Annotated in this window: 14 protein-coding genes and 2 pseudogenes; 7 read left to right on the top strand and 9 right to left on the bottom strand. The window is 51.4% G+C overall.

Annotation, left to right across the window (positions count from 1 at the left end; translation table 11 throughout):
• The first annotated feature begins 1 nt into the window (after position 1).
• Positions 2-1972: a glycoside hydrolase family 127 protein gene (locus AB4H76_RS01165; protein WP_088538116.1), complete on the top strand. Its 1971-nt coding sequence runs from the start codon at positions 2-4 to the stop codon at positions 1970-1972.
• A 129-nt stretch (positions 1973-2101) separates the two neighbouring features.
• Here the strand turns inward: AB4H76_RS01165 and AB4H76_RS01160 are convergent, their stop codons facing one another.
• Complete coding sequence (locus AB4H76_RS01160; protein ID WP_000906806.1) at positions 2102-2842, bottom strand: MipA/OmpV family protein; 741 nt, start codon at positions 2840-2842, stop codon at positions 2102-2104.
• Between the two features lie 123 nt (positions 2843-2965).
• On the opposite strand from AB4H76_RS01160, the gene AB4H76_RS01155 reads away from it, so the two are divergent.
• Positions 2966-3940 carry a LysR family transcriptional regulator gene (locus tag AB4H76_RS01155; protein WP_000164033.1) on the top strand — a complete coding sequence of 325 codons (975 nt, stop codon included), beginning with the start codon at positions 2966-2968 and terminating at the stop codon, positions 3938-3940.
• Here the strand turns inward: AB4H76_RS01155 and AB4H76_RS01150 are convergent.
• Together AB4H76_RS01150 and AB4H76_RS01145 are read right to left on the bottom strand one after the other, a co-directional pair.
• Positions 3937-5073 carry an HlyD family secretion protein gene (locus AB4H76_RS01150; protein WP_000364884.1) on the bottom strand — a complete coding sequence of 379 codons (1137 nt, stop codon included), beginning with the start codon at positions 5071-5073 and terminating at the stop codon, positions 3937-3939. The two genes, AB4H76_RS01155 and AB4H76_RS01150, sit on opposite strands and share 4 nt — an antisense overlap.
• Before the next feature lie 5 nt (positions 5074-5078).
• Positions 5079-5402 (bottom strand): DUF3302 domain-containing protein, encoded by a 324-nt coding sequence (locus AB4H76_RS01145; RefSeq protein ID WP_000478193.1) that lies wholly within the window; start codon positions 5400-5402, stop codon positions 5079-5081.
• 170 nt (positions 5403-5572) lie between these two features.
• Here AB4H76_RS01145 and AB4H76_RS01140 point away from each other — a divergent pair, with 170 nt between their 5' ends.
• Entirely contained in the window at positions 5573-5728 is a 156-nt protein-coding gene (locus AB4H76_RS01140) for a hypothetical protein (RefSeq protein ID WP_001296793.1), read from the top strand.
• Positions 5729-5946: 218 nt separating this feature from the next.
• On the opposite strand, the gene aldB is transcribed toward AB4H76_RS01140, so the two are convergent.
• The 5 genes from aldB to AB4H76_RS01115 form a co-directional block, all read right to left on the bottom strand.
• Positions 5947-7485, bottom strand: coding sequence for an aldehyde dehydrogenase AldB (aldB, locus tag AB4H76_RS01135; protein ID WP_000183976.1), 1539 nt, complete (start codon positions 7483-7485; stop codon positions 5947-5949).
• A gap of 164 nt (positions 7486-7649) precedes the next feature.
• On the bottom strand, positions 7650-8801 hold the full coding sequence (gene yiaY, locus AB4H76_RS01130) for an L-threonine dehydrogenase (RefSeq protein ID WP_000168700.1): 1152 nt from the start codon (positions 8799-8801) through the stop codon (positions 7650-7652).
• A gap of 189 nt (positions 8802-8990) precedes the next feature.
• Positions 8991-10835 carry a selenocysteine-specific translation elongation factor gene (gene selB / locus AB4H76_RS01125; RefSeq protein WP_000582470.1) on the bottom strand — a complete coding sequence of 615 codons (1845 nt, stop codon included), beginning with the start codon at positions 10833-10835 and terminating at the stop codon, positions 8991-8993.
• Positions 10832-12223 (bottom strand): L-seryl-tRNA(Sec) selenium transferase, encoded by a 1392-nt coding sequence (gene selA, locus AB4H76_RS01120; RefSeq protein ID WP_088538117.1) that lies wholly within the window; start codon positions 12221-12223, stop codon positions 10832-10834. The genes selB and selA overlap by 4 nt, the downstream gene beginning before the upstream one ends.
• A gap of 97 nt (positions 12224-12320) precedes the next feature.
• Positions 12321-12929, bottom strand: a complete 609-nt coding sequence (locus tag AB4H76_RS01115; protein WP_000779792.1) for a glutathione S-transferase — start codon at positions 12927-12929, stop codon at positions 12321-12323.
• A gap of 228 nt (positions 12930-13157) precedes the next feature.
• Between AB4H76_RS01115 and AB4H76_RS01110 the strand changes: the two genes are divergently transcribed.
• The 4 genes and pseudogenes from AB4H76_RS01110 (at position 13158) to AB4H76_RS01095 (ending at position 19004) form a co-directional block, all read left to right on the top strand.
• Positions 13158-17387, top strand: a complete 4230-nt coding sequence (locus AB4H76_RS01110) for an RHS element core protein (RefSeq protein WP_121689805.1) — start codon at positions 13158-13160, stop codon at positions 17385-17387.
• An 11-nt stretch (positions 17388-17398) separates the two neighbouring features.
• Entirely contained in the window at positions 17399-17860 is a 462-nt protein-coding gene (locus AB4H76_RS01105; protein WP_000642489.1) for a sel1 repeat family protein, read from the top strand.
• A 33-nt stretch (positions 17861-17893) separates the two neighbouring features.
• Positions 17894-18058 (top strand): annotated as a pseudogene (locus tag AB4H76_RS01100) (RHS repeat-associated core domain-containing protein); the annotation flags it as partial.
• A gap of 425 nt (positions 18059-18483) precedes the next feature.
• Positions 18484-19004: pseudogene (locus AB4H76_RS01095) on the top strand (Imm57 family immunity protein).
• Between the two features lie 459 nt (positions 19005-19463).
• Here the strand turns inward: AB4H76_RS01095 and AB4H76_RS01090 are convergent.
• Positions 19464-20600 carry an HlyD family secretion protein gene (locus tag AB4H76_RS01090; protein ID WP_000364939.1) on the bottom strand — a complete coding sequence of 379 codons (1137 nt, stop codon included), beginning with the start codon at positions 20598-20600 and terminating at the stop codon, positions 19464-19466.

Here is a 20600-nt window from a genome sequence, read left to right as displayed (position 1 = left end):
GATGAACATTTCGGAAGTCGATCTGCGTAAACTGACGGTCAGCGATCCGTTCCTCGGTCAGTACCAACAACTGGTCCGCGACGTGGTGATTTCTTATCAATGGGATGCCTTGAACGATCGTATCCCAGAAGCGGAACCCAGCCATGCGATTGAAAACTTTCGCATTGCTGCCGGACTTCAGGAGGGTGAATTTTACGGGATGGTGTTTCAGGACAGCGACGTCGCCAAATGGCTGGAAGCGGTAGCCTGGTCGCTGTGCCAGAAGCCGGACGCCGAACTGGAAAAAACCGCCGACGAGGTAATCGAACTGATCGCCTCCGCCCAATGTGAAGACGGCTATCTCAATACTTACTTTACGGTAAAAGCACCCGAAGAACGCTGGAGCAATCTTGCGGAGTGTCATGAACTTTACTGCGCCGGTCATCTGATTGAAGCCGGAGTCGCCTTCTTCCAGGCCACGGGAAAACGACGCTTGCTGGAGGTGGTTTGCCGTCTGGCCGATCATATCGACCGCGTATTTGGTCCAGATGAAAGTAAGTTACACGGTTATCCTGGTCACCCGGAAATTGAACTGGCACTAATGCGCCTGTATGAAGTGACTGAAGAGCCGCGCTACCTGGCGCTGACGAACTATTTTGTCGAACAGCGTGGTGCGCAACCGCACTATTACGACCAAGAATATGAAAAGCGCGGGCAGACATCGCACTGGCACACCTACGGCCCGGCGTGGATGGTGAAAGACAAAGCCTACAGCCAGGCACATTTGTCCCTTGCGCAACAGCAAACCGCCATCGGTCACGCGGTACGTTTTGTCTACCTGATGACCGGCGTCGCGCATCTCGCGCGTTTAAGTCACGATGACAGCAAGCGTCAGGACTGCCTGAGGCTGTGGAACAATATGGCCCAGCGTCAGTTATATATTACCGGCGGCATTGGCTCGCAAAGCAGCGGCGAAGCGTTCACTAGCGATTACGATCTGCCGAATGACACGGTTTACGCCGAAAGTTGTGCTTCCATCGGCCTGATGATGTTCGCCCGGCGAATGCTGGAAATGGAAGGCGACAGTCAATATGCCGATGTGATGGAGCGCGCGCTGTACAACACCGTGCTAGGCGGCATGGCGCTGGATGGCAAACATTTCTTCTATGTGAATCCGCTGGAAGTACATCCAAAATCGCTGAAATTCAACCATATCTACGATCACGTTAAACCGATCCGCCAGCGTTGGTTTGGCTGCGCTTGTTGTCCGCCAAATATCGCCCGCGTGCTGACCTCGATTGGTCATTATCTCTACACGCCGCGTGAAGATGCGTTGTATATCAACATATACGCAGGAAACAGCATGGAAGTGCCGGTAGAAAATGGCACGCTGCGCCTGCGGGTTAGCGGGAACTATCCGTGGCAGGAGCAGGTGACGATTGCGGTTGAATCGCCCCAGCCGGTACGTCATACGCTGGCTTTACGTCTGCCGGACTGGTGCACACAGCCGCAGATCATATTGAATGGGGAAGAGGTCGAGCAGGATATTCGTAAAGGGTATTTGCACATTACCCGCGAATGGCAGGAGGGCGATACGCTGAATCTGACTTTGCCGATGCCGGTACGCCGCGTTTACGGTAACCCGCTGGTGCGTCACGTCGCCGGAAAAGTGGCGATTCAGCGCGGCCCGCTGGTGTATTGCCTGGAACAGGCCGACAATGGCGAGTCACTGCATAATCTGTGGCTACCCGCCGATGCGCCATTTACGACATTTGAAGGTAATGGATTGTTCCGCCATAAGATCTTAATCCAGGCACCGGGTTACCGGTATGAACAGAGCAATCCAGAGCAGCAACCGCTGTGGCATTACGACAGCGCGCCAGCCAAACGCCAGACGCAAACTCTGACCTTTATCCCGTGGTTTAGCTGGGCCAACCGGGGTGAAGGCGAAATGCGGATCTGGGTGAATGAGGAAAAGCATTGCCATCCGTAGGTTGGATAAGGCACTCGCGCCGCATCCAACGTAAGGAGCACATTGCCTGATGCGACGCTTAACACGTCTTATCAGGCATACAAGTCGGTGCGAGAGCGTAGGCCAGCCGCACCGACATCCACCGGTGAATTAAAAACGCCAGCTCACGCCGGTGACAAAGGTAAAACTCTCATTACGATCAATCATCGGGCTGTCGGTAATCTCTTCCGGCAGCTCGCTGTATCCTGCACTCGCCATCAATACGACGTGCTCTCCTATCGGGTATTTTGCCGTCAGGCTGACATAGGGCACCCAGGCATCCTGCGCGGAATAACTTGCCAGACCGCTACGACGGGACTCACTCTCTGAAATGCCATAGTAATAGTCACTGAAATTCTCGTCATAATAGAGCACGCCCAGCGCAGGTGTCAGCGACAGGCGACCTATCTGCATTTTGTGGAAAACCGATAGCTCCCCCACCCAGCCGTTGCTGTTATCCAGAACGTCCGCAGCCGCAGAGGCTTTCACAGTTCCCCAACGCTCGTGGTGATACCAGGCAACCCCCGCCATAGCCGTACTATCACGCTTATCAAGCTGTTGCATGGCATAATCGTCATTATCGGCAGGGTCAAATTCCAGCGGCATCCAGGATGCGGTCAGGCTAAGTTCATTTTTTTCACTTTGCGACAGAATAAAACCTAACGTGGTCTGACGAACATAAAAAGAATCACCTTCATAACTAATCAGGGGAATTGCCTTTGTATTTTCATTATAACCGCGATAAGGCGATTCATTATAAGCCGCACCGGCACCAATGGATAATTCAGAAGCAGTTGCGCTTGCCATAAAAGGCAACGCAAATAACGCCACAATATTGCGGTTAATTAACATGTTCGGTATTCCATTTTAAAATAAGATAAAAAAGAGTCGGCATAGTAATGCTTACAATTTCTCCGGTGCAAGATTCATATTTATATAGTAATATATAAAATTATATATAATTGGGCTGTTGCGATGACAAAATTACAACTTAAGTACCGGGAGTTAAAAATTATCTCGGTAATCGCTGCCAGTGAAAATATCAGCCATGCCGCGACTGTACTTGGCATCGCACAGGCCAACGTCAGCAAATACCTTGCTGATTTTGAATCAAAAGTGGGTTTAAAAGTCTTTGACCGAACCACCCGGCAGCTGATGCTCACACCTTTTGGTACCGCGCTGTTACCGTACATCAACGACATGCTGGACAGAAACGAGCAGCTTAATAATTTTATTGCAGATTATAAGCATGAGAAACGTGGTCGGGTCACCATCTACGCCCCAACCGGCATAATTACCTATTTATCCAAACATGTAATCGATAAAATTAAAGATATCGGTGATATCACCTTATCGCTAAAAACCTGCAATCTTGAGCGTAATGCCTTTTATGAAGGCGTCGAATTTCCTGATGATTGTGATGTTTTAATCAGCTATGCCCCACCAAAAGATGAATCGCTGGTTGCCAGTTTTATTACCCAATATGCCGTAACCGCTTATGCCAGCCAGCGCTATCTTGAGAAACATCCCATTAGCCGTCCTGACGAACTCGAACATCACTCCTGTATTTTGATCGACTCGATGATGATCGACGACGCGAATATCTGGCGCTTCAACGTCGCCGGGAGTAAAGAGGTGCGGGATTATCGCGTGAAGGGAAATTACGTTTGCGACAACACGCAATCTGCGCTGGAGCTGGCACGAAATCACCTGGGGATTGTGTTTGCGCCAGACAAAAGTGTGCAGAGCGACCTGCAAGACGGCACGCTGGTGCCCTGCTTTCAGCACCCGTATGAATGGTGGCTGGATCTGGTGGCTATCTTCCGTAAACGGGAATACCAGCCCTGGCGGGTCCAGTATGTGCTGGATGAAATGCTGCGTGAAATTCGCCACCAGCTTGCTCAGTCGCAGCAACTGCGGCCTGAACAAGCGGCGGAAAGCGAAGATTAATGATCGAGATAAAGGTAATGCACCCAACTGGTCATGCGTAACAGCACTTTGCGCATCACCGAGACATGGCTGAAATGATCAGAGTAGACCGCCACCTGGGCGTAAATACCGTCTGGTAAAGCGCTCAAATCAGTGTGCTCATCCAGTTCAATGGTCGCAATAACGCCATCTGAACCCGGCGCTGTGTTTAACGTCTGTAAGGTGCCGGTCGACTGATAAGCTCCGCCGGGAACAGCTGGACTAATGGCTGCCAGCTTACCGCTGAACACTTTGCCTGGCAGAGCGTTAAATACCACTTCCGCATCATCGCCAGGGGCCAGGCGCAGCAAGGAGTTCTGACGGAACTGCGCCACAATTTGTCGTTTCTGATCGGGTATAAACACCATCACCGGACGTAGCGGCAGCGACGCGGCATAGGTACCCGGACGAATCAGCACCTGGGTCACATAACCATCGCTCGGCGCACGCACTATCGTCTGCTCAAGGTTATATTTTGCTTCCGCGAGCTGCGCTTTCAAGCTGGCGATTTGAGAATGTTCACCCAACACCAGGCTATCCAGCTGGCTCTGGATCTGTTTTTGTTCCGCCGCCGATGACTTTACGGAGGCTTCCTGCGCCAGATAATTTTGCCGCGCCACATCAATATCGCGTTCTGAAAACGGGTTTACTTTCGCCTGGCTGCCGCGTGCGTAACGCTGATACTCTTTAGCGAATTTATCCCGCGTGGCCTTTGCCTGCTGAGTATTCGCCGCCATCTCATCTAACTCTGCGCCCAACGCCCGCTGTTTATGTTCTGCGGTAACGATATCCGCCATCAGCCGATCCACCCGCGCCTGATAACGCGTCGGGTCCAGTCGAAATAGCACCTCACCTTTTTTAATCAGCGTATTTTTCTTATCCGTCACTTCGATCACCACGCCTGTCACCTGTGGGACAACAGGAATAGAAATAACCGCTTTTTGCGCTTTGAAGGTATACGGATGGTTATAGTTCATTAACAGAATTAAACCACTGACAATAAATATGCCACCCAGGGCCGCTGTGGGAATGGTCCATTTATTTACAGGAATTTTGAAGATCTTAAACATTGCCCATGCAAAAGCCACATAGGTCAAAATAATCAGTAAATCCATAAGTATTACTCGGCAGAAGAGGATTTGATGTCGGCGAGCTGTTTCTCCAGCCCGGCAATACGCTGTTGTAGTTGCACAACGGAGGAGTCATGGTTTTGCATTCCCCATCCCCGCTCCGGGCGGTAAAGCGTGGCCCAAATCCACAAAAATGGCCAGATAACATGCAGCGTAAAAAGACTCACCCAACCAGCAACATGAATGGCGTCGGCATGAGGATGATTACGTTTTTTAGCAATCAGGTAGGGAATATCATGTAAAATAATAATCCCATAGAATATCACCAGAAATACAAAAATAAGCACTCCCAGTGCAAAATAGTCCAGGAACATATTTCCCTCAAAGAATATAAAAAAGAACAATTAACGCATATTATGAAATGCCATGATGCAGTGCAATTTCCTTATTTATATAACAACATATTGTTTTTTATATACTTTCTGAAATGTGCTGTCTGGTTTTTCAACAGGACGAGGTTTATCATATTGAAATAGTGGAACTATTGGCCAAACTAATGAATAACTCCAGTAAAACATCCACAGTACAGATTAAGCGTATTAAACCTTCAATTATCTACCGTTTATTGCTGATTGGCCTCGGATCACCAATGGTGATTTACGGCCTGGTTCGCCCGCTCACCATCGAAACGCGAGATTAAACTCCTGACAAAACACGCCCCAGAAACGCACTTCTGTTGGCGTAGTCTGGGTTATTGCGCACGTAGGTTTAAAACGTAAATTGTAACAACGTGCGCTTTGTTTATGCCGGATGCGGCGTGTACGCCTTATCCGGCCTACGGTCAGGTTCCCGTAGGCATGATAAGACGCGTAAGCGTCGCATCAGGCAATGAATACCCAATGCGACCAGCTTCTTATATCAGAACAGCCCCAACGGTTTATCCGAGTAGCTCACCAGCAGGCACTTGGTTTGCTGGTAATGCTCCAGCATCATCTTGTGGGTTTCGCGACCGATACCTGATTGTTTGTAGCCACCAAACGCAGCATGTGCCGGGTAAGCGTGATAGCAGTTGGTCCACACGCGCCCAGCCTGTATGCCGCGCCCCATCTTATAGGCCAGATTACCGTTGCGGCTCCAGACACCTGCGCCCAGGCCATATTGCGTGTCGTTCGCCAGCTCCAGCGCCTCATCCATCGTTTTAAAGGTGGTCACCGCCAGCACCGGGCCAAAAATCTCCTCCTGGAACACGCGCATATTGTTCTGACCAAACAAAATCGTCGGTTCGAGGTAGTAGCCGTCTTTCAGTTCACCTTCCAGCAGCTTGCGCCGCCCGCCTGTGAGCACGTCAGCGCCCTCTTTTTTACCGATATCAATGTAGTTGAGGATGGTTTCCAGTTGCCCGTGAGAAACCTGCGCGCCCATTTGCGTCACGCTGTCGAGCGGGTTACCGCTACGAATGCTTTCGACACGGCGGATGGCGCGTTCCATAAAGCGTTCGTAGATAGATTCCTGCACTAAAGCACGACTCGGACAGGTGCAAACTTCGCCCTGGTTAAAGGCAAACAGTGCAAAGCCTTCCAGCGCTTTATCGAAAAAGGCATCTTCTTCATCCATCACATCAGCAAAGAAGATATTTGGCGATTTGCCGCCCAGCTCCAGCGTCACCGGAATAATGTTTTGCGTGGCGTATTGCATAATTTGTTGGCCCACTTCCGTTGAGCCGGTAAACGCCACTTTGGCGATGCGTTTCGAGGTCGCCAGATATTCGCCAATTTCCCCACCTGCGCCGTTGACCACGTTCACCACGCCCGGCGGCAGTAAATCACCGACGATTTCCATTAGCAGCAGTACAGAAAGCGGGGTAAGACGTGCGGGTTTCAGCACCACACAGTTGCCCGCCGCCAGCGCGGGAGCCATTTTCCAGCTCGCCATCAGCAGCGGGAAGTTCCACGGAATAATCTGCCCCACCACGCCTAACGGTTCGTGGAAATGATAGGCCACGGTTTCGCTATCAACTTCACTGATACCGCCTTCCTGTGCCCGGATACACGAGGCGAAATAGCGGAAATGGTCAATCGCCAGCGGTACATCAGCAGCACTGGTTTCGCGAATGGGTTTGCCGTTATCCCAGGTTTCAGCTGTCGCTAACAGCTCGAGGTTTTGTTCCATTCGATCGGCAATCTTAAACAGAATCGCCGCACGATCCTGCACCGAGGTGTGCGCCCATTTATCTTTCACTTTGTGCGCAGCATCCAGCGCCAGATCGATGTCTCGTTTGCCCGAAGACGCCACTTCGCACAGCAGCTGCCCGGTCACCGGCGTCAGATTCTGGTAATACTCGCCGTCGGCAGGGGCTACCCATTCGCCGCCAATAAAGTTGTCATAGCGGGCTTTTAACTTGAGGGGGAAACCATACTCGCCGGGCTTAATCTGTGCTGAAGGGGGATTATTGGTCATGATCGTCTCCTTGCGGTGTGAGGTATAACAAGGGTAGACGTGACTGGCGAAATCTTCGCCAGTCGGTAACAGCTTTACGACAGCTATCACGAATTTACGGGCAAGGGTTACAGAGATAGTTGAAAAAGCGGCTGACAATTTGCCAGCCGTTGTGGAAATGATGATTACATCGCTGCGCGATAAATCGCCACAATTTCTTCGTGAGTTGCCTGGATCGGGTTAGTAAAACCACAGGCATCTTTCAGGGCATTAGTTGCCAGAACCGCGAAATCTTCTTCTTTCACGTTCAGGTCGCGTAGGCCTGCCGGGATATCCACTTTCTTCGCCAGTTCACGGATGGCGTTAATGCAGGCCTCAGCACCTTCCGCATCGTTTTTACCTGTCACGTTCACGCCCATTGCAGCGGCACAGTCACGCAGACGTGCGGCGGCGACTTTGCTGTTGAATACCTGAACATGCGGCAGCAAAACGGCGTTACATACACCGTGTGGCAGGTTGTAGAAACCGCCCAGCTGGTGCGCCATCGCATGAACATAACCCAGAGAAGCATTATTGAACGCCATACCGGCGAGGAACTGGGCATAAGCCATTGCTTCACGCGCTTTCGCATTACTGCCATCTTCAACGGCTAACGGCAGGTTTTCGGCAATCATGGTCACGGCTTTCAGTGCACAAGCGTCAGTGATCGGCGTGGCGGCAATAGAAACATACGCTTCGATAGCGTGCGTTAAGGCGTCCATACCAGTGGCGGCGGTCAGTGACTTCGGCATACCGATCATCAGCGAGGAGTCATTGACAGAAAGCAGCGGAGTCACGTGCTTATCAACAATCGCCATTTTGATGTGACGCGCTTCGTCGGTGATGATGCAGAAACGAGTCATTTCTGATGCTGTACCCGCAGTGGTATTGATGGCGATCATCGGCAGCTGCGGTTTTGCAGAGCGGTCAACGCCTTCATAATCACGGATATCACCACCATTGGCTGCCACCAGCGCAATACCTTTTGCACAGTCATGCGGAGAACCACCGCCTAAGGAAATCACGCTATCGCAATTATTTTCTTTAAGTAATTTCAAACCTGCGGCGACGTTTTCCGTGGTTGGGTTAGGTTGGGTGCCATCATAAATAACGCTAAAAATATTGCGTTCTTCCAGTGCTTTTTGCACATCACCCGCCATACCTAATTTCGTTAACATATTGTCAGTGACAATTAAGGTACGGGTAAATCCATAATCTGCCATCATATTCATTGCATCAGTCAATGAATCAGCGCCGATGACATTCACAGAAGGAATAAAGAAAGTTGAAGATGCCATAACACACTCCTGAAAGTGTAAAAAAGGGCGGGCAGCTTACTGAGGATTTTCATTCGAAAATATGATCAGTATTATTGATTATCAAAATTAATCTAATAAAAAACACATTGTATTCATTAAACAATGTGCTTTTTTTAAAATCATAAGAAATTTGTATTAATTTATTTTAAAAATTAATTAATCATTTCCTTATTTTTCCGGAAATAATAATGCGTCGCGCAATAAATGATCATTTCCACGACGACGCGTAAAGCCAATGCGGTCAAAATATTCCAGAATCTGAATTGCCAGCTTTCGGCCTACGCCTAAGCGATCGCGGAAATCCGCCGCGCAGGTTGAACCACACTCCTGATCGAGATCGCGGATCATATTGGCAAATTCGACAATCCGATCGTTACGGTAATAACGATCTTTGACGATCGCGGTAATTATTCCTTGCTGCGCCGCCTGGCGCAGCGTCAGGCGCATTGCCTGCTCGTCGGTTCCCGTCTCTTTTGCCAGGTCACGCACCCACCACGGCTCGTCACCAAACAGCGGCTCTGCTTTTTGCCAGATGGCCTGCTGCTCTTCGCTGAAGCCCGCTTTGTGATCTGGCAGATGCAGCCAACCGTGATGACTGAGGATGTCGCCGCTTTCGCGCATCTTTTCAATCAGCAACAGTACCAGCGCTTCATCTTCCATTGGCAACGCCATACGTCGCAGACGTTCGCGCCCAGGACCAGGTTCATCGCGATGTTGCTCATGATAAGTCGCTAATGTGTCAAGAATTTTCCGCTGCCAGCGGGCGGCAACCGGCGCATTCAACAAGCTATAACCAGCCTGAATATAACCAGGCTGTTGCAGCAATTCGCGCATCCCTTCGCCGTTGAGCTGGCGCGCCCAGGCGAAATCCGCAAGGTTAACCGCGCCGCGTTCCAGATGAACAGATAACGCATCGGCATCGCTCTGCGCCCGTGCAAGAGACGCCAGCCATTGCAGATATTCCGGCTTACGTTTACCGCGACGCGGCGGGTTAAGCATCACGACGCGCGCTCCGGCCAGCGTGTTGCGGGCAGAGATATCGCGCAATACCAGGCGGTCGTTATCTGCCAGCCATAACGGGGTGTCGAAGACCAGTTCAGCAAGGTTATCTTCCAGCAGTGAAACGCGTCCCGTGACGTGGCTGGCGGCGTGGTGAATATGCAGCGGCTGCCACTGGGTCAGCGGTGTATGGGTTTGAAGCTCGACAATCACCCGTGTGAACGGCTCTGGCGGCACATCGGCAAGCAGCCAGTCGCCACGGTTAATCTGCTCTTTTTCCGCATCACCCGCGATGTTAAGCGCGATACGCTGCCCGGCATTGGCGGTTTCTGTTGGCTGGTTTTGCGCATGCAGCGCACGTACACGCATCGGTTTATTTACACCAGTCAGCCAGAGTGAATCGCCTACCTTCACTTCCCCGCTTAACGCCGTACCGGTGACGACCAGCCCGGCACCTTTTACGGTAAATGCGCGGTCAATCGCGAGGCGGAAACTATGTTGGCTGGCGTGCTCGCGTTCCGGCAACTGAAGCAGATGCTCGCGCAGGGCATCCATTCCCCGACCTTCGGTTGCTGCGGTGATAAACAGTTTTGCCTCAGCAAAACCGTATTCCCGCAGAACCTCCTTTACCTGGCGTTCAACCTCATCAACACGCGCTTCGTCCACGCGATCGGCTTTGGTCAGCGCCACTGTCAGCATCGGGTTACCGGTCAGCTGCAAAATCGCCAGATGCTCACGGGTCTGTGCCATCACGCCGTCATCGCACGCCACCACCAACAGCGCGTGATCGATACCACCAACGCCCGCCAGCATGTTGGAAAGAAACTTTTCATGACCGGGAACGTCGATAAAACCAGGCACGCGACCATCCGGCTGCGGCCAGTAGGCATAGCCGAGATCGATGGTCATGCCGCGCTTTTTTTCTTCCGGCAGACGGTCAGCATTTACGCCAGTAATCGCCTGCAATAAGGTTGTTTTGCCGTGGTCAACGTGTCCGGCAGTCGCAATAATCATTTCAACAACATCTCCAAAAACCGTTGCTCATCTTCAAGGCAGCGTAAATCCAGCCACAATCGTCCGTCATAAATACGACCAATCACCGGCACTGGCAATTCACGCCAGCGGGTGGCTAATGACTCAAGGTGGCTACCGCGTCCATCATGGGGTGTAAACGTTAATGCCGCGCTCGGCAGGCGATCAACCGGCAGCGAACCACTGCCAATCTGCGAAAGACATGGCATAACCTGTACCGCAAACTCCGCGCCGTAATGTGCGGCAAGGGGGGCCTGTAAACGTTGTGCCTGGATTTGAATGACCTCTGCGCTGCGGGTAAGCAGGCGCAGGGTCGGTAATTTTTCACTCAGAGCTTCAGGGTGTAAATAAAGACGCAACGTGGCTTCCAGCGCCGCGAGGGTCATTTTATCCGCGCGTAATGCACGCTTCAGCGGGTGGCTTTGCAGGCGGGCGATCATCTCTTTTTTACCAACAATAATTCCTGCCTGCGGCCCGCCTAACAACTTGTCGCCGGAGAAACTCACCAGACTGACGCCCGCCGCAATCAACTCCTGCGGCATTGGCTCTTTCGGCAAACCGTACTGGCTAAGATCGACCAGCGAGCCACTGCCTAAATCAGTCACTACGGGAACATCCAGCTCTTTGCCGAGCGCCACCAGTTCCGCTTCATCTATCGCTTTGGTGAACCCCTGAATGCTGTAGTTACTGGTATGTACTTTCATCAACAGTGCGGTATTTTCATTCACCGCCTGACGATAATCATTCGCGTGCGTGCGGTTGGTGGTCCCTACTTCGTGTAGGGTGCAGCCTGCCTGACGCATAACATCGGGAATACGAAACGCGCCGCCAATCTCCACCAGTTCGCCGCGAGATACCACCACCTCTTTTCCGCTGGCAGTGGCCGCCAACATCAATAACACCGCCGCCGCATTGTTATTGACGATACAGGCATCTTCCGCCCCCGTAATACGGCACAGCAGCTGCGCCAGCGCCCGATCGCGATGTCCGCGTCCGGCGTCGTCCAGATCATACTCGAGGGTCACTGGCGAACGCATAGCCTGCGCAACGGCTTCCACCGCGGCTTCCGCCTGTAAAGCTCGCCCAAGGTTGGTATGCAGCACGGTTCCCGTCAGGTTGATCACCGGACGCAGCGCGCTCTGCACTTCTTTCGTCAACCGGGCATCGACTTCTTGCGCCCAGTTTTCACACCACGCAGGCAGCGTCTGGCTGCCACGAATCACTTCTCGCGCTTCGTCGAGCATCTGACGCAACAATTCCACCACGCGGGTGTGACCATAAGTATCACGCAAAGAAAGGAAGGAGCTATCGCGCAATAAGCGATCAATAGCCGGAAGTTGACTATAGAGGGAACGCGTTTCGGTTGTCATAGGAAACCTGGCTGATCAAGGCCCTCTCACACGGAGAAGGGCGTTTAACATAACCACGGATTGTAACGTGAGATGGGTCAGGAGGACATATCGCGCATCAAGCCTTTGGCGGTTCGGTGCGAGCAAAACTTTCGCGGCTAAACAGGTTTTCGACCAGTTTGACTAAGTGTGGGCGGTCGACACACCAACCTGGCGCAACGCGGCGGAAATTGAGATATCCGACGGCACAGGCAATGGCGATAGTCGCCAGATTGACCGTATCGGTTTTGAGTGTGCCATCGACCAGATATCCTTCCAGCACATCCAGACTGCGGTTGATTTTCTCCCGCTGGCGTAACAATTCATCTTCAGACTGCTGCGCCGCTGGACGCGCCTGTTCACGCACCGATACCAGCCCGGCATCCATAATGCCATCCGCCAGTGCCTCAATTTTGCGCACCCGCAACGACTCCAGCGGATCGCGCGGCAACATCGCCGGAGCGACATTCATTAATTCAATATATTCAGCGATGATCGGCGAATCAAACCAACATTCGCCCTCTTCGGTCACCAGCACCGGCACTTTTCCTAACGGGTTAAATTGCGCCACGCCGTTGTCCGCGTTATAGGGCAGTTCATTAATAAATTCGAAAGTTATGCCCTTTTCTAACAACAGAATAGAAAGTTTGCGTACAAACGGGCTGGTGTAGCTACCGACGAGTTTCATGCCGAGTCCTTTGTGCGAGGAAAAATATCAGTATGGCCTGGTGATGGGAAAAAGGGCAGAAAATGTTGATGGTTTGTTACTTCCAAATAAATCACATATTTATCATGGTGATATAAATATTTTCCTAATTGTTTCTATCTGATGGATATCTCACTTAAGGCTTTCTTATAAATCTGTAGGGTTTTGCCTGGAAGCAGACAAATAACCCGATAAAACAAGGATGAGCAGATGAGCGGAAAACCGGCAGCGCGTCAGGGCGACATGACGCAGTATGGCGGTAGCATTGTTCAGGGTTCAGCCGGGGTGCGCATTGGTGCCCCCACCGGCGTGGCCTGTTCGGTGTGCCCCGGCGGAGTGACGTCCGGCCATCCGGTCAATCCCCTGCTCGGTGCAAAGGTCCTTCCCGGTGAAACCGACCTTGCCCTGCCCGGCCCGCTGCCGTTCATCCTCTCCCGCACCTACAGCAGTTACCGGACAAAAACGCCCGCGCCGGTGGGGAGCCTCGGCCCCGGCTGGAAAATGCCTGCGGATATCCGCTTACAGCTGCGCGATAACACACTGATACTCAGTGATAACGGCGGCAGAAGCCTGTATTTTGAGCACCTGTTTCCCGGTGAGGACGGTTACAGCCGCAGCGAGTCACTGTGGCTGGTGCGCGGCGGCGTCCTGAGACTGGATGAAGGTCACCGGCTGGCCGCACTCTGGCAGGCGCTGCCGGAAGAACTCCGCTTAAGTCCGCATCGTTATCTGGCGACAAACAGTCCGCAGGGGCCGTGGTGGCTGCTCGGCTGGTGTGAGCGGGTGCCGGAAGCGGATGAGGTGCTGCCTGCGCCGCTGCCGCCGTACCGGGTACTGACCGGGCTGGTGGACCGCTTCGGGCGCACACAGACGTTCCACCGCGAAGCCGCCGGTGAATTCAGCGGCGAAATCACCGGCGTGACGGATGGTGCCGGGCGTCACTTCCGGCTGGTACTGACCACGCAGGCGCAGCGGGCAGAAGAAGCCCGGCAGCAGGCCATTTCCGGCGGGACGGAACCGTCCGCTTTTCCTGATACCCTGCCGGGTTACACCGAATATGGCCGGGACAACGGCATCCGTCTGTCTGCCGTGTGGCTGACGCACGACCCGGAATACCCGGAGAATTTACCTGCCGCGCCGCTGGTACGCTATGGCTGGACGCCACGCGGCGAACTGGCGGTGGTGTATGACCGTAGTGGCAAACAGGTGCGCAGCTTTACTTACGATGATAAATACCGGGGCCGGATGGTGGCGCACCGTCACACGGGCCGGCCGGAAATCCGTTACCGTTACGACAGCGACGGGCGGGTGACAGAACAGCTAAACCCGGCAGGCTTAAGTTACACGTATCAGTATGAGAAGGACCGCATCACCATCACCGACAGCCTGAACCGCCGTGAAGTCCTGCACACGCAGGGTGAAGGCGGGCTGAAGCGGGTGGTGAAAAAGGAACACGCGGACGGCAGCGTCACGCAGAGTCAGTTTGACGCGGTGGGCAGGCTCAGGGCACAGACGGATGCCGCAGGCAGGACAACAGAATACAGTCCGGATGTGGTGACGGGCCTCATCACGCGCATCACCACGCCGGATGGCAGGGCATCGGCGTTTTACTATAACCACCACAGCCAGTTAACGTCAGCCACCGGGCCTGACGGGCTGGAAATACGCCGGGAATATGATGAATGGGGCCGTCTGATTCAGGAAACTGCCCCTGACGGCGATATCACCCGCTACCGTTATGATAATCCACACAGTGACTTACCCTGCGCAACGGAAGATGCCACCGGCAGCCGGAAAACCATGACGTGGAGCCGTTACGGTCAGTTGCTGAGCTTCACTGACTGTTCCGGTTATGTAACCCGCTATGACCATGACCGTTTTGGTCAGGTGACGGCGGTGCACCGCGAGGAAGGGCTGAGTCAGTACCGCGCATACGACAGCCGTGGACAGTTAATTGCCGTGAAAGACACGCAGGGCCATGAAACGCGGTATGAATACAACGCCGCCGGTGACCTGACCGCCGTCATTGCCCCGGACGGCAGCAGAAACGGGACACAGTACGATGCGTGGGGAAAGGCCGTCCGTACCACGCAGGGCGGGCTGACGCGCAGTATGGAATACGATGCTGCCGGACGGGTCATCCGCCTGACCAGTGAAAACGGCAGCCACACCACCTTCCGTTACGATGTACTTGACCGGCTGATACAGGAAACCGGCTTTGACGGCCGCACACAGCGTTATCACCACGACCTGACCGGCAAACTTATCCGCAGCGAGGATGAGGGTCTGGTCACCCACTGGCACTATGACGAAGCAGACCGCCTCACGCACCGCACCGTGAAGGGTGAAACCGCAGAGCAGTGGCAGTATGACGAACGCGGCTGGCTGACAGACATCAGCCATATCAGCGAAGGGCACCGGGTGGCGGTGCATTACAGGTATGATGAGAAAGGCCGGCTGACCGGTGAGCGCCAGACGGTGCATCACCCGCAGACGGAAGCACTGCTCTGGCAGCATGAGACCAGACATGCGTACAACGCGCAGGGACTGGCGAACCGCTGTATACCGGACAGCCTGCCCGCCGTGGAATGGCTGACCTACGGCAGCGGCTGGCTGGCAGGCATGAAGCTCGGCGACACACCGCTGGTGGATTTCACCCGCGACCGCCTGCACCGGGAAACGCTGCGCAGCTTCGGTCGTTATGAACTCACCACCGCTTACACCCCTGCCGGGCAGTTACAGCGTCAGCACCTGAACAGCCTGCAGTATGACCGCGATTACACCTGGAACGACAACGGCGAACTCATCCGCATCAGCAGCCCGCGCCAGACCCGGAGTTACAGCTACAGCACCACCGGCAGGCTGACCGGCGTTCACACCACCGCAGCGAATCTGGATATCCGCATCCCGTATGCCACGGACCCGGCGGGCAACCGCCTGCCCGACCCGGAGCTGCACCCGGACAGCACCCTCAGCATGTGGCCGGATAACCGTATCGCCCGTGACGCGCACTATCTTTACCGGTATGACCGTCACGGCAGGCTGACAGAGAAAACCGACCTCATCCCGGAAGGGGTTATCCGCACGGATGATGAGCGGACTCACCGGTACCATTACGACAGTCAGCACCGGCTGGTGCACTACACGCGGACACAATATGAAGAGCCGCTGGTCGAAAGTCGCTATCTTTACGACCCGCTGGGCCGCAGGGTGGCAAAACGGGTATGGCGGCGTGAACGGGACCTGACGGGCTGGATGTCGCTGTCACGGAAACCGCAAGTGACCTGGTACGGCTGGGACGGCGACCGGCTGACCACAATACAGAACGACAGAACCCGCATCCAGACGATTTATCAGCCGGGGAGCTTCACGCCACTCATCAGAGTTGAAACCGCCACCGGTGAGCTGGCGAAAACGCAGCGCCGCAGCCTGGCGGATACCCTTCAGCAGTCCGGCGGCGAAGACGGTGGCAGTGTGGTGTTCCCGCCGGTGCTGGTGCAGATGCTCGACCGGCTGGAAAGTGAAATCCTGGCTGACCGGGTGAGTGAGGAAAGCCGCCGCTGGCTGGCATCGTGCGGCCTGACCGTGGAGCAGATGAAAAACCAGATGGACCCGGTGTACACGCCGGCGCGAAAAATCCACCTGTACCACTGCGACCATCGCGGCCTGCCGCTGGCCCTTATCAGCAAGGAAGGGACAACAGAATGGTGCGCAGAATACGATGAATGGGGCAACCTGCTGAATGAAGAGAACCCGCATCAGCTGCAGCAGCTTATCCGCCTGCCGGGGCAGCAGTATGATGAGGAGTCCGGCCTGTATTACAACCGCCACCGCTATTATGACCCGCTGCAGGGGCGATATATCACTCAGGATCCGATTGGGCTGAAGGGGGGATGGAATTTTTATCAGTATCCGTTGAATCCGGTCATAAATGTAGATCCGCAAGGTTTGGTTGATATAAATTTATACCCCGAAAGTGATCTTATCCATTCTGTAGCTGATGAGATTAATATCCCAGGCGTTTTCACAATCGGGGGGCATGGTACCCCCACATCTATTGAATCCGCAACGCGCAGTATCATGACAGCTAAAGATCTAGCATATCTAATTAAATTTGATGGGAATTATAAAGATGGGATGACAGTTTGGTTATTTTCTTGTAATACAGGTAAAGGACAAAATTCATTTGCTAGCCAATTAGCTAAAGAGTTACATACAAATGTAATAGGACCTGACACGCTATGGACGTGGTGGGGGCGAGGAACTAATGGTAAGTTAAAAATGGATACAGTGCTAACAGCACCAACGAACCTTAATTCAAATAAGGATCTAATGGCTATAACAACAAAAGACCTTGGTAATTGGATAACATATGGGCCATCTGGGCACCCCATTTCTAATATGCAAGGTACGCCAGAAAAACCCAGTGATATAAGATAGGTTGTAGATGTATGAAAGCATGCTTGTTACTATTTTTTTATTTTTCTCTTATTGGTCAATTGCATGGTGCTGATGTGAAAATAAAAGAAAACGAAAGTGTGATGGGATCTACAGCAATGACCTATGATTTAAGTGAAGAAAAGCTGATGAAACTGAAGTATAAATCACAACATGGTGATTCAGAGGCATCATTTCGACTATATCAATATTACTGCTTTACTAAAAATAATATTGATAAACAATTGCGATTCTTGGAAAGATCAGCATCTCAGGGGAATGTTACAGCGCAGTTTAATTATGGGGTCTTTTTATCAGATACAAATCCAACATTATCAGAATATTATAATTTGAATAGAGCTATTTATTGGATGGAATTCGCTGTAAATAACGGTAATATTGATGCAAAGAGCAAACTTCAAGAGCTCAAAAAGCTAAAGCGAATGGATAGAAGGAAGAATAAGGAGAATCCGTAAAAGCAATAGTTCATCAGACTGCCGCAGCAGTAGTATGATGATGAATCAGGGCTGTACTATAACTATTATCGGTAACATTAACCGCAGCAGGGGCGGTATAACACTCAGGCTCCGATTGGGCTGGAAGGTAGGTGGAATTTTTATCAGTATCCGTTGAACCCGATTTCTGGAATCGATCCCCTTGGGATTAACCACCTGTTTATACAGCATAACTTTAGGTATGCTTTCGTGTGTTTCAGATATACCATGTGATGATAATTTTTATGATGTGCTTAGTATTCCAGTCGCTTCTGGTAATAATATGCAATGTAAAAATAATCCCCGTTGTACACATTTATAAATAGATGGCCAATACCTCAAGGCCTATGGAGTTGGAATGTTAATGACCCGGGAGCAAGCAATAGAAAACCTGACGGCATACGATTAGTACCGTCAGTTAATACAGGAACTTATAATCGCAATGGATTTTCAATACATAGTTGTTTAAACGCTTTTGGTCCGTCTTTAGGACCTCGATTCTGTTCCGAGGGTTGTATAACTGGTTTATCTAATGACATGCAAAAATTAAATGAGTTAATATTTTCAGAGCCAGATAGCACATTAACAGTTACGGACTAAAAAATATGGCAAGGTTATTAACAATTGTATTTTTTTCTCTATTTCTGCGAGTGCAGTTACTGCAAGACAATTTCAGAGAGAGTTAGATTTGGCAGACAAAGCAATATTATGGGCACTAATATCAGCCAGTACTAAAGAGGGACGAAAAGCGTGTTCACTAAGCTATTTTGCCTGTAAGGCCGCAGAGGCTGAACTCGGACTGGCATATATGGCTGCGAATGATAACAAGGAATTTCTCACATCCTTATCTAATATAATGAGGTACAAAATAGATGCTGGACTTTCCGAATCCTATACATGCTATTTATTAAGTAAGGGAAAGATCATAAGACCATATCTGAAAAATCTAAATCCACTCCAACTTGCCGCTGATTGCATTGAAACAGTAAATAAAATAAAAGATAAGAATAAAAAAATCATTGATATAAATTCAGTTAATATTTGTAGTGATGATAAAAATATAAAATTGAGAGTTAATAGTACTATTATGGCCATTGATGATTCTATAAAGTGCATCGATGAATGATAACTTAATTTTATTTAAAAATATATTAATAACTCACTCTCCAGGAGTTTTTTTAACTTAGTTTTATAATGAATACGATAATTAAAAGTGAAGAAGAAAATAGTTGTATACATATATTCCATGACCCTACATTGTGATCTATAGATTAAATATTTTTTAAATGTGACTGTCATCCTTCAGATAATAAAGCCATCATCGCAATAGATGGAAAAGCACTCCTGCTCTTTTTTGATTAGAGCCGTCGCAGGAGGAACAACTCATATCATCATTGCGATCTCGACGATGTATAGTCTCATCCTGCGGCAGAACAAGACGGATAAAAAATCCAATGAGAGCACACTCATCCAGAACTTATTAACATAATGAATATTAAAGAAAAATCATCGCAGCTAATGAAGTAATATGCAAAAATAATTAGTCCTTACAAGGAGCAAAGTTCCATAATCTCCCCCCTCCCCCTCAATGATCCAAATAAAGATAATGCATCCAGCTGGTCATTCTTAGCAGCACTTTCCGCATCACCGAAACATGGCTGAAATGGTCGGAGTAAACCGCCACCTGGGCGTAGATGCCGTCGGGTAAGGCATCGATATCATCGTTAGGGTCCAGTTCAATGGTTCCCAGCACACCGTCCGTGCCGGGCACGACCGTTAATGATTGCAATACCCCCTGCGCCTGATAAGAACCGCCTGGCACGACAGGTAAAATACTGGTCAGTTTGCCGTGGAACACCTGCCCAGGTAGCGCGTTAAACACCACTTCTGCATCATCACCAGGTTTCAGACGTAACAGCGAGTTTTGCCGAAATTGGGCGACAATTTGCCGTTTTTGCTCGGGGATGAAAACCATCACCGGACGCAACGGCAAGGCAGCTGCGTATGTGCCTGGGCGGATCAGTACCTGAGTGACGTAGCCATTGCTTGGTGCGCGAATGACAGTCTGCTCAAGATTATATTTTGCTTCAGTAAGTTGCGCTCTTAAGCTCACAATCTGCGATTGCTCGCCGTTAACCATACTGTCGAGCTGGCTCTGGATCTGCGCCTGCTCCGCCACCGAGCCTTTCACCAGCGCATCCTGCGCGAGGAAATTTTGCCGCGCATCGTCGATGTCACGTTCCGAGAACGGATTCACCGCCGCCTGGCTGCCTTTCAGATAACGTTGATAATTTTTAAACAGACGGTCGCGCTCCGCTGAAACCTGGGTGGTGTTGGCCTGCGCTTCTGTGAGCTGCGCGCGCAGAGTCTTTATATTATGCGTCGCCGTCATCAGGTCAGCCTGAAGCCTGTCAACTCGCGCCTGGTAACGAACCGGGTCGAGCTTAAAAAGCACCTCGCCCTTTTGAATAAGCTGATTATTCTTGTCAGTGACTTCAGTAACAATTCCCGTCACCTGTGGCGTGATGGGGATCGCTATCACTGCCTTTTGCGCGGTAAAAGTGTAAGGGTGGTTGTAGTTCATCAACAAAATCAAACCACTCACCAGAAACACGCCACCCAGCGCCGCCGTCGCCAGCGTCCACTGATTCACCGGAATACGAAAGATTTTAAAGACCGCCCACGCCAGCGCCACGTAAGTTAAAACAATCAATAGATCCAT

The sequence above is a fragment of the Escherichia sp. UTM R2 genome (assembly GCF_048593455.1).
Taxonomy (GTDB): domain Bacteria; phylum Pseudomonadota; class Gammaproteobacteria; order Enterobacterales; family Enterobacteriaceae; genus Escherichia; species Escherichia coli.
The sequence above is the reverse complement of the archived record's forward strand: the minus strand, read 5'-3'. Positions and strand labels throughout refer to the sequence as shown.

Coding starts and splice junctions, on each gene's coding strand:
- AB4H76_RS01160 (WP_000906806.1), bottom strand. CDS start 2,842: ATGTTAATTAACCGCAATATTGTGGCGTTATTTGCGTTGCCTTTTATG.
- AB4H76_RS01115 (WP_000779792.1), bottom strand. CDS start 12,929: ATGAAACTCGTCGGTAGCTACACCAGCCCGTTTGTACGCAAACTTTCT.
- AB4H76_RS01090 (WP_000364939.1), bottom strand. CDS start 20,600: ATGGATCTATTGATTGTTTTAACTTACGTGGCGCTGGCGTGGGCGGTC.
- AB4H76_RS01155 (WP_000164033.1), top strand. CDS start 2,966: ATGACAAAATTACAACTTAAGTACCGGGAGTTAAAAATTATCTCGGTA.
- AB4H76_RS01105 (WP_000642489.1), top strand. CDS start 17,399: ATGAAAGCATGCTTGTTACTATTTTTTTATTTTTCTCTTATTGGTCAA.
- AB4H76_RS01150 (WP_000364884.1), bottom strand. CDS start 5,073: ATGGATTTACTGATTATTTTGACCTATGTGGCTTTTGCATGGGCAATG.
- selB (WP_000582470.1), bottom strand. CDS start 10,835: ATGATTATTGCGACTGCCGGACACGTTGACCACGGCAAAACAACCTTA.
- AB4H76_RS01145 (WP_000478193.1), bottom strand. CDS start 5,402: ATGTTCCTGGACTATTTTGCACTGGGAGTGCTTATTTTTGTATTTCTG.
- aldB (WP_000183976.1), bottom strand. CDS start 7,485: ATGACCAATAATCCCCCTTCAGCACAGATTAAGCCCGGCGAGTATGGT.
- yiaY (WP_000168700.1), bottom strand. CDS start 8,801: ATGGCATCTTCAACTTTCTTTATTCCTTCTGTGAATGTCATCGGCGCT.
- AB4H76_RS01110 (WP_121689805.1), top strand. CDS start 13,158: ATGAGCGGAAAACCGGCAGCGCGTCAGGGCGACATGACGCAGTATGGC.
- AB4H76_RS01165 (WP_088538116.1), top strand. CDS start 2: ATGAACATTTCGGAAGTCGATCTGCGTAAACTGACGGTCAGCGATCCG.
- selA (WP_088538117.1), bottom strand. CDS start 12,223: ATGACAACCGAAACGCGTTCCCTCTATAGTCAACTTCCGGCTATTGAT.